This window comes from Bradyrhizobium sp. 142 (assembly GCF_023074015.1).
Taxonomy (GTDB): domain Bacteria; phylum Pseudomonadota; class Alphaproteobacteria; order Rhizobiales; family Xanthobacteraceae; genus Bradyrhizobium.
Genome location: NZ_JADPKQ010000326.1, coordinates 125,413 through 133,849, shown reverse-complemented (window position 1 = coordinate 133,849; position 8,437 = coordinate 125,413). Strand labels below are relative to the sequence as shown.

Below are 8,437 nucleotides of genomic sequence, written 5' to 3'. Positions count from 1 at the left end.
TGCCCGCACATCGTGCTCCCGGTGCCTCTGTCCCGATGGTCGCACCATACGCCACGATGCAGAAAATCGCAGCGGAACGTTGGCACCGAGACATCTCATACCGGTTACCAACCCCATCGAAAGCGTGTTCGCGACCGTGCGGCACAGAACGGTGCGAACCAAGGGTTCGTTGTCGCCAACCACCGCCAAGCTGATGGTGTTCAAGCTGGTCATCGCGGCATCAAGGACCTGGCGGCGGCTCACAGGCACAAATCAGTTGCCGAAGGTGATCGCAGGTGTCAGATTCAACGACGGCATCGAGGTCATCCACATGCCGGCAAACCACGCCGCCTGATCACCTCGTCACCCAAAATCCCGCATAGCTCGGCTAGAGGCTGCGACTTCCTTGTAGCCTATCTTTCGAGACGCCCGCTTTCACGCGGCTCTCAGGATCAACGGTATCTGTCGCGAAATTCGCGCGGTGAGGCCCCGGTCCAGCTGCGGAAAGCGCGAGAAAAGCTCTTTTCGTTACGGAAGCCCGCGATCTCCGCGATCCGCTTGATCGGCGTGCGGCCGCGCATCAGTTCCTGCTTGGCGAGCTCGAACTTCGTCTCTTCCTTGAGGTCGCGCAGTGAGGTGGCCTCCTCGCGCAGGCGCCGATGCATGGTGCGGGTGGAAAGCGCGAGCTCACTCGCGACATCCTCCGCGCCGAGGATGCGGCCGCGCGCATTGCGAAGCACGCGGCGGACGCGCTCGACCAGCAGCCGGTCGCGCCGATAGGGCAGCACGGTCAGCCGTAGCGCGCCTTTGAGCATGCTGTCGAGATCGGCCGGACTGCGAGTGAGCGGCAGCGACAGATAGTGCTTGTCGAAGACGATGCGGGCGCCTTCTGCGTCGAAATGGACATTCCTGCAGAAGATCGTCGGATAGACGGATACATGGGGCGGCTCGGGAAAGGGAAACTCCGCGGCGCGGAGCGCGATCGCGGAATCGACGGCCCAGCATGAGAAGCCGAGCACATAGCGGAGCAGGGTCACCAGGCAGAACTCGCGGAGATCACCGAGATCGCGCTGCTCGCGAAGAGAGATGGTCGCCGTCTCTTCGCTGACGGCGAGCTCGAACAGGACGTCCTCGGTCAGCAGGCTGTGATGCCGGCACCAGCGCTTGAGCGCGATCTCGAGATTGGGCGCGGTGATCGAGGCCCGGCACAGCATGCCATAGGTGCCCCAGGGCAGCCGACGCGAGAACCAGCCGAGCGCCTCGTCGTCGAGCTCGCGCATGGCATGGCCCGCCAGCGCCTCGAACTGGGCCGCTGTCACTCGCCCATCCAGCGTTTGGGCGAGCTCTTCGGTGACCTGTCCCTTTCCCAGCGCCTCTGCCGGATCCCGGCCGTAGCGGGCATAGGCGGCGACCACGCCGCGGACGAAGGCGGCGGGGGTCACGGCGCGGCGAGGCGTGGCGGTCGCGACTTGGAAGGGCATGAAAAATCCTCGCCAAACTTGGCGGAAAATGCAACCTTTTCGACCGAAGCGGCGCCGACACGGGGGTAGGTTCGGGCCGATAAGAATTCGGAGGACTCGCCTTGAACATTCCGAGCATCGATTTCGATCTGGGCGAAGACATCGCCATGCTGCGCGACACGCTTCGCGCCTTCGCGGAGGCGGAGATCGCGCCGCGCGCGGCCGAGATCGAGAAGGCCAATCTGTTCCCCGCGGACCTCTGGAAGCGCTTTGGCGACCTCGGCCTGCTCGGCATGACCGCGCCGGAGCAATATGGCGGCTCCAACATGGGCTATCTCGCCCATATCGTCGCCATGGAGGAGATTTCGCGCGGCTCGGCCGCGGTGGGGCTGTCCTACGGCGCCCACTCCAACCTCTGTGTCAACCAGATCCGCCGCAACGGCAACGACGCGCAGAGGCAGCGCTACCTGCCAAAGCTGATCTCCGGCGACTATGTCGGCGCGCTCGCGATGTCCGAGCCGGGCGCCGGATCGGACGTGGTCTCGATGAAGCTGCGCGCGGACAAGCGCGGCGACCGCTACGTGCTCAACGGCTCCAAGATGTGGATCACCAATGGCGGCGATGCCGACGTGCTCGTGGTCTATGCCAAGACCGATCCGGAGGCCGGCCCGCGCGGCATGACCGCCTTCCTGATCGAAAAGGGCTTTAAGGGCTTCACCCACGGCCAGCATCTCGACAAGCTGGGCATGCGCGGCTCCAACACCTATCCGCTCTTCTTCGACGACTGCGAGGTGCCGGAAGAGAACGTGCTCGGCGGCGTGGGCGAGGGCGTCAAGGTGCTGATGTCCGGCCTCGATTATGAGCGCGCCGTGCTCTCCGGCGGCCCGCTCGGCATCATGGCGGCGTGCATGGACGCGGTGGTGCCCTACATGCACGAGCGCAAGCAGTTCGGCCAGCCGATCGGCGACTTCCAGCTGATGCAGGGCAAGCTCGCCGATATGTATTCGACCTGGCAAGCGACGCGCGCCTATGTCTATGCGGTGGGACGCGCCTGCGACCGCGCCAACCACGCGCGCAGCCTGCGCAAGGATGCCGCCGCGGCGATCCTCTATTCTGCCGAGAAGGCGACGTGGATGGCGGGCGAGGCGATCCAGGCGCTCGGCGGCGTCGGCTATACCAGCGAGTTTCCGGTCGGGCGGCTGTGGCGGGACGCAAAGCTCTACGAGATCGGCGCCGGCACCTCGGAGGTTCGCCGCATGCTGATCGGCCGCGAGCTGATGGCGGAAACCGCTTAAGCCTTCACGCAATTGGAATTGCCGCGGAACTGGTCCAACCTGCCCGCGGCCTCTCACCACGTCATCAGAAACGCGGGACCTGCATGCCGCTCCATTCCAGCATCGATCCGTCCTCGTCAGATTTTGCGCGCAATTCTGACGCCATGCGTGCGCTCGTCGCGGACTTGCGCGAGAAGCTCGGCCAGGTCGCCGGCGGCGGCGGCGAGGTCTCGCGCAACCGCCACACCGCGCGCGGCAAGATGCTGGCACGCCAGCGCGTTGACCTGCTGGTCGATCCCGGTACTGCGTTCATGGAGCTGTCGCCGCTTGCGGCCTATGGCCTCTATGGCGGCGACGTGCATTCGGCGAGCGTCATCACGGGTGTGGGGCGCATCGCGGGACGCGAATGCGTGATCGTGGCCAACGACGCCACCATCAAGGGCGGCACCTATTACCCCATGACCGTGAAGAAGCATCTGCGCGCGCAGGACGTGGCGCGGCAGAACAATCTGCCTTGCGTCTACATGGTCGATTCCGGCGGCGCCTTTCTTCCGCTGCAGGATGAGATCTTTCCGGACGAGCGGCACTTTGGCCGCATCTTCTACAATCAGGCGCAGATGTCGGCAGCTGGCATCCCGCAGATCGCGATCGTGATGGGCTCCTGTACCGCAGGTGGCGCCTATGTGCCAGCGATGTCGGACGAGAGCATCATCGTGCGCAACCAGGGCACCATCTTCCTCGGCGGCCCGCCGCTGGTGAAGGCTGCGACCGGTGAAGTCGTGAGCGCGGAGGAGCTCGGCGGCGCCGACGTGCATTCGCGCCAGTCCGGCGTGACCGATCATTACGCCCAGAACGACGCCCATGCGATCGGCATCGCGCGACGCATCATCGGCACGCTGAAGCCGTCGGCGCGGCCGAACCTGAACATGCATCCGCCGCGCGATCCGCTGTTTCCGGCCGAGGAAATTTACGGCGTCGTGCCGGTCGACGGCCGCAAGCCGTTTGACGTCCGCGACATCATTGCCCGCATCGTCGACGGCTCGGAGTTCAACGAGTTCAAGAAACTCTACGGTACGACGTTGGTCTGCGGCTTCGCCCATGTCTGGGGTTTTCCGGTCGGGATCATCGCCAACAACGGCATCCTGTTCAGCGAGAGCTCGCTGAAGGGAGCTCACTTCATCGAGCTGTGCTGCCAGCGCGGCATTCCCCTGGTGTTCTTGCAGAACATCACCGGCTTCATGGTCGGCAAGAAATACGAGGCCGGCGGCATCGCGCGCGACGGCGCCAAGCTGGTGACGGCGGTCGCGACGGCGTCGGTGCCGAAATTCACCGTGGTGATCGGCGGCTCCTACGGCGCCGGCAATTACGGCATGTGCGGGCGTGCCTACTCACCGCGCTTCCTGTGGATGTGGCCGAACGCGCGCATCTCGGTGATGGGCGGCGAGCAGGCCTCGATGGTGCTGAGCCAGGTCCGGCGCGACAATATCGAGGCCAAGGGCGATAGCTGGTCCAAAGACGATGAAGACAAATTCCGCGAGCCCATCCGCGCGCAATATGAGAGCCAGGGGCATCCGTATTATGCGACCGCGCGGCTGTGGGATGACGGCGTGATCGACCCGGCCGACACGCGGCTCGTGCTCGGTCTTGGCCTCTCGGCGGCGTCGAATGCGCCGATCGAACCGACGAAATTCGGCTTGTTCAGGATGTGATGCGATGGACCGCTCAAAGCTCTACCGGCGTTTTCGCACACTTCTGATCGCCAACCGCGGCGAGATCGCCTGCCGCGTCATTCGCACTGCGCGCACCATGGGCCTGCGCACGGTCGCCGTCTATTCCGAGGCCGACAGCGACGCGATGCACGTCGCGCTCGCCGACGAGGCCGTGCTGCTCGGACCTGCGCGGGCCCGCGACAGCTATCTGAATGTCGAGCGGCTGATCGAGGCTGCGCGCAAGACAGGCGCCGAAGCCGTGCACCCCGGCTACGGCTTCCTGTCCGAGAATGCGGACTTTGCGCGGGCTTGCCTCGATGCCGGCCTGGTCTTCGTCGGCCCGACCGCCGCGATGATGACGGCGATGGGCTCGAAATCCGGCTCGAAGGCGCTGATGGAGAAGGCCGGCGTGCCGCTGGTGCCCGGCTATCACGGCGAGGCCCAAGACGAAGCGACGCTGGCCAAGGCGGCCGATAAGATCGGCTTTCCCATTCTGGTGAAGGCCTCAGCCGGCGGTGGCGGCCGCGGCATGCGGATCGTGCGTTCGGCGGCCGAGCTTGAGCCCGCGATCATCAGCGCCAAGCGCGAGGCCAAGGCTGCGTTCGGCGACGATCGTATGCTGATCGAGAAATACGTCGACAATCCCCGCCACATCGAGGTGCAGGTGATCGGCGACAGCCACGGCAATCTCTTGTCGCTGTTCGAGCGCGAATGCACCTTGCAGCGCCGGCACCAGAAGGTGATCGAGGAGGCGCCGTCGCCGACGCTGAACCCTGCGCAACGCGAGGCCGTCTGCGCCGCCGCGCGCAAGGCGGCGGGCGCGGTGAATTATGTCGGCGCCGGCACGATCGAGTTCGTCTCCGACGGCAAGGACGTGTTCTTCATCGAGATGAACACCCGCCTTCAGGTCGAGCATCCCGTCACCGAACTGATCACCGGCATCGATCTCGTGGAATGGCAGTTGCGCGTCGCGTTTGGCGAGGCATTGCCGCTGAAGCAGGACGAGATCCGGCTCAACGGCCACGCCGTCGAGGCGCGCGTCTACGCCGAAAATCCGACCAGGAATTTCATGCCGTCGGTCGGAAAGATTTCGACTTGGCGCCTGCCGGCGGAGACCGGCGGCTTGCGCATCGATTCTGGCTATCGCGAGGGCCACAGCGTCTCGCCTTACTATGACGCGATGCTGGCCAAGATGATTGCCTGGGCGCCGACGCGGGATGTCGCGATCGAGCGGCTGAACCGCGGGCTGGAAGACTCCGACGTCCGCGGCATCGTCACCAACATCCCGTTCCTGTCGGCGTTGATCACGCATCCGAAGGTGCGCGCGAACGCGATCGACACCGGCTTCATCGAGCGCGAGCTGGCGGTCCTCACGTCGGCGCCCCCGGCACCGGGCGAGCTGGAGCTGTGTGCCGCGGTTGCCGCCGTTATCAACGATGAGCGCAAGGCCGCGCAGACGGAACCGCAATCGCCGTGGCGGACGTTTGGCTGGATGCCGGTCGGCCGCCGCCAGCGCAGCTTTGCCCTCCGCGTTGGTCATGGTGTTGGTCATGGGCCTGAGCTGAATGTCACCTTGAGCTACGGCAGCGGCCCGTCGACGCTGCTGATCGGCGAACGCGAGCTGGCGTTCGCGATTGCGTCGCGGGATGGCGGCTTCGACCTGACGCTCGATGGCGTGAAATCACAGGTCGCCGCTGTGATCGACGGCCATGAGCTTTACTTGCGTACCCGCAATGGGCGCTTCGATCTGCACTGGGTTGATCCGTTCGGCGGCGAGAGCGAGGAGCATGTTGGCGAAGACAAGATCACCGCGCCGCTGCCGGGCACCGTCGTCGCCGTGCTGGCGGAGGCGGGGTCGACGCTCGAGAAGGGCGCGCCGATCCTCACCCTCGAGGTGATGAAGATGGAGCAGACGCTGCGCGCCCCGTTCGCGGGCGTTCTGACGGCGATCAAGTGCAAGGTCGGCGACATCGTGCAGGAGGGCGTCGAGCTCGCCGTGGTCGAACCGTTGGCCGAGTGAGAGTGACATGAGCAACCAGGTCCGCATCATCGAAATGGGCCCGCGCGACGGCCTCCAGAACGAGAAGACACCCGTCAGCGTCGAGGCCCGCATCGCCTTTGTCGAGGCGCTGGTCGCGGCCGGCCTCACCACCGTCGAAGTCGGCGCGTTCGTCTCACCCAAGGCGATCCCGCAGATGGCGAGCTCGGATGCCGTGCTGCGCGGCGTCAGCCATGTGAAAGGCGCCGAATTCCACGTGCTGGTGCCGAACGAGAAGGGCTATGACGCCGCGCGCGCTGCGGGTGCCCAAGTCGTCTCGGTATTCGCGGCAGCCTCCGAAGGCTTCTCACGCGCCAACATCAATTGCACGGTCGCGGAGTCCATTGAGCGCTTCAAGCCGGTATTGGCGCGGGCCAAGACCGACGGCATCAGGGTCCGCGGCTATATCTCCTGCGTGCTGGGCTGTCCGTTCGACGGCGAGATCAAGCCGAAGGCAGTAGCGGATCTGGCGAAAACGCTGTGGGATCTCGGCTGCTACGAAATCTCGCTCGGCGACACTATCGGCGTCGGCACACCGAGCAAGGCGAAGGAGATGCTGCGCGCGGTCAGCGCCAATGTTCCCGCCGCCCATCTCGCGATGCATTTCCACGACACCTACGGCCAGGCGCTTGCCAATCTCTATGCCGGCCTGGAGGAGGGCGTCCGCGTCATCGATGCCGCCGCCGGCGGTCTCGGCGGCTGTCCCTACGCGCCGGGCGCGACCGGCAATGTCGCGACCGAGGACGTCGTCTACATGCTCGAAGGCATGGGCATCAGGACCGGCGTCGACATGGACCTGCTGTTGGCGGCGACCAACGAGATGAGCGGCCTGCTGGGCAAGCCGCCCGTGAGCCGCGTGGCGTCTGCATTGAATGCGAAGAAGAAGCGCGCCGCTTCCTAATTCTCCGTCATTGCGAGCGCAGCGAAGAAATCCAGAATCTTTCCGCGGAGCGTTTCCGGATTGCTTCGTCGCAAGGACTCCTCGCAACGACGACTGAGCGAGCTTTCGTAGGCTCAGGCCGCTTTCAAGCCGACGTCGGGCAGGCGCGGCCGGCTCTTGAGCGCCTTCGCCATCATCGCCTCGACCTCGGCCTTCTCCTGCGGTAGCAGCGCGAGGCGGGGCGGGCGGGTCAGCGCCGTGCCGCGGCCCATGATGTGCTCGCACAGCTTGATGCACTGGACGAGGTCCGGCCGCGCGTCGAGATGCAGCAGCGGCATGAACCATTCGTAGAGCGGCATCGCCTCGGCAAAGCGCCCCGCCATGGCGAGGCGGAACAGCGTCTCGCCCTCGCGCGGAAAGGCGTTGGACATGCCGGAGACCCAGCCCACCGCCCCCATGGCGACACTCTCGACGATGACGTCGTCAAGCCCTGCGAACAGCACGAAGCGGTCGCCGACCATGTTGCGGGTGTCGATGAAGCGCCGCGTATCGCCCGAGGAATCCTTGAAGCAGACGACGGTCTCGACGTCGGCAAGCGTGGCCAGGATATCCGGCGTGACGTCGTTCTTGTAGATCGGCGGATTGTTGTAGAGCATGACCGGCAGGTCGGTCGCGGTGGCGACGGCACGGAAATGCGCGGCCGTCTCGTGCGGCTTGGACGAATAGACCAGCGCCGGCATCACCATCACGCCGTCGATGCCGACGCGCGCGGCTTGCTTGGCCGTTTCGACCGCGAAGGCCGTGGTGAACTCGGCAATGCCGCACAGCACGGGCACGCGGCCGGCCGCGACCGATTTGGCCGTCTCCATGATGGCGACCTTCTCCTTGCGCTCCAGCGAGGTGTTTTCGCCGACCGAGCCGCAGACGATCAGGCCGGAGACGCCGTCGCGGATCAGCCCGTCCATCACCTTCGCCGTCGCGTCGATGTCGAGCGAGAGATCGTCGTGGAATTGCGTGGTCACGGCCGGGAACACGCCTTGCCAGGAAATGCGGGGGCTCATGATTTTACTCCAAGTGGATTTGCCGGCGGATTGCTG

General features: G+C 65.4%; 6 protein-coding genes and 1 pseudogene. 5 read left to right on the top strand and 2 right to left on the bottom strand.

Annotated features, from left to right (window positions below; genetic code table 11):
• Positions 1 to 334 (top strand): annotated as a pseudogene (locus IVA82_RS30920) (hypothetical protein); the annotation flags it as partial.
• Positions 335 to 431: 97 nt separating this feature from the next.
• On the opposite strand, the gene IVA82_RS30915 reads toward IVA82_RS30920, so the two are convergent.
• On the bottom strand, positions 432 to 1,460 hold the full coding sequence (locus IVA82_RS30915; RefSeq protein WP_247382323.1) for an AraC family transcriptional regulator: 1,029 nt from the start codon (positions 1,458 to 1,460) through the stop codon (positions 432 to 434).
• Positions 1,461 to 1,561: 101 nt separating this feature from the next.
• Between IVA82_RS30915 and IVA82_RS30910 the strand changes: the two genes are divergently transcribed.
• From IVA82_RS30910 to IVA82_RS30895, 4 genes are all read left to right on the top strand, one after another.
• On the top strand, positions 1,562 to 2,734 hold the full coding sequence (locus IVA82_RS30910; protein WP_247382322.1) for an isovaleryl-CoA dehydrogenase: 1,173 nt from the start codon (positions 1,562 to 1,564) through the stop codon (positions 2,732 to 2,734).
• 83 nt (positions 2,735 to 2,817) lie between these two features.
• Entirely contained in the window at positions 2,818 to 4,422 is a 1,605-nt protein-coding gene (locus IVA82_RS30905) for a carboxyl transferase domain-containing protein (RefSeq protein WP_247382321.1), read from the top strand.
• 4 nt (positions 4,423 to 4,426) lie between these two features.
• A complete protein-coding gene (locus IVA82_RS30900) occupies positions 4,427 to 6,442 on the top strand; it encodes an acetyl/propionyl/methylcrotonyl-CoA carboxylase subunit alpha (protein ID WP_247382320.1) in 2,016 nt (671 codons plus the stop codon).
• 7 nt (positions 6,443 to 6,449) lie between these two features.
• Complete coding sequence (locus IVA82_RS30895; RefSeq protein ID WP_247382319.1) at positions 6,450 to 7,361, top strand: hydroxymethylglutaryl-CoA lyase; 912 nt, start codon at positions 6,450 to 6,452, stop codon at positions 7,359 to 7,361.
• A gap of 113 nt (positions 7,362 to 7,474) precedes the next feature.
• Here the strand turns inward: IVA82_RS30895 and IVA82_RS30890 are convergent, their stop codons facing one another.
• Entirely contained in the window at positions 7,475 to 8,401 is a 927-nt protein-coding gene (locus IVA82_RS30890; protein WP_247382318.1) for a dihydrodipicolinate synthase family protein, read from the bottom strand.
• Between the last annotated feature and the right edge of the window lie 36 nt (positions 8,402 to 8,437).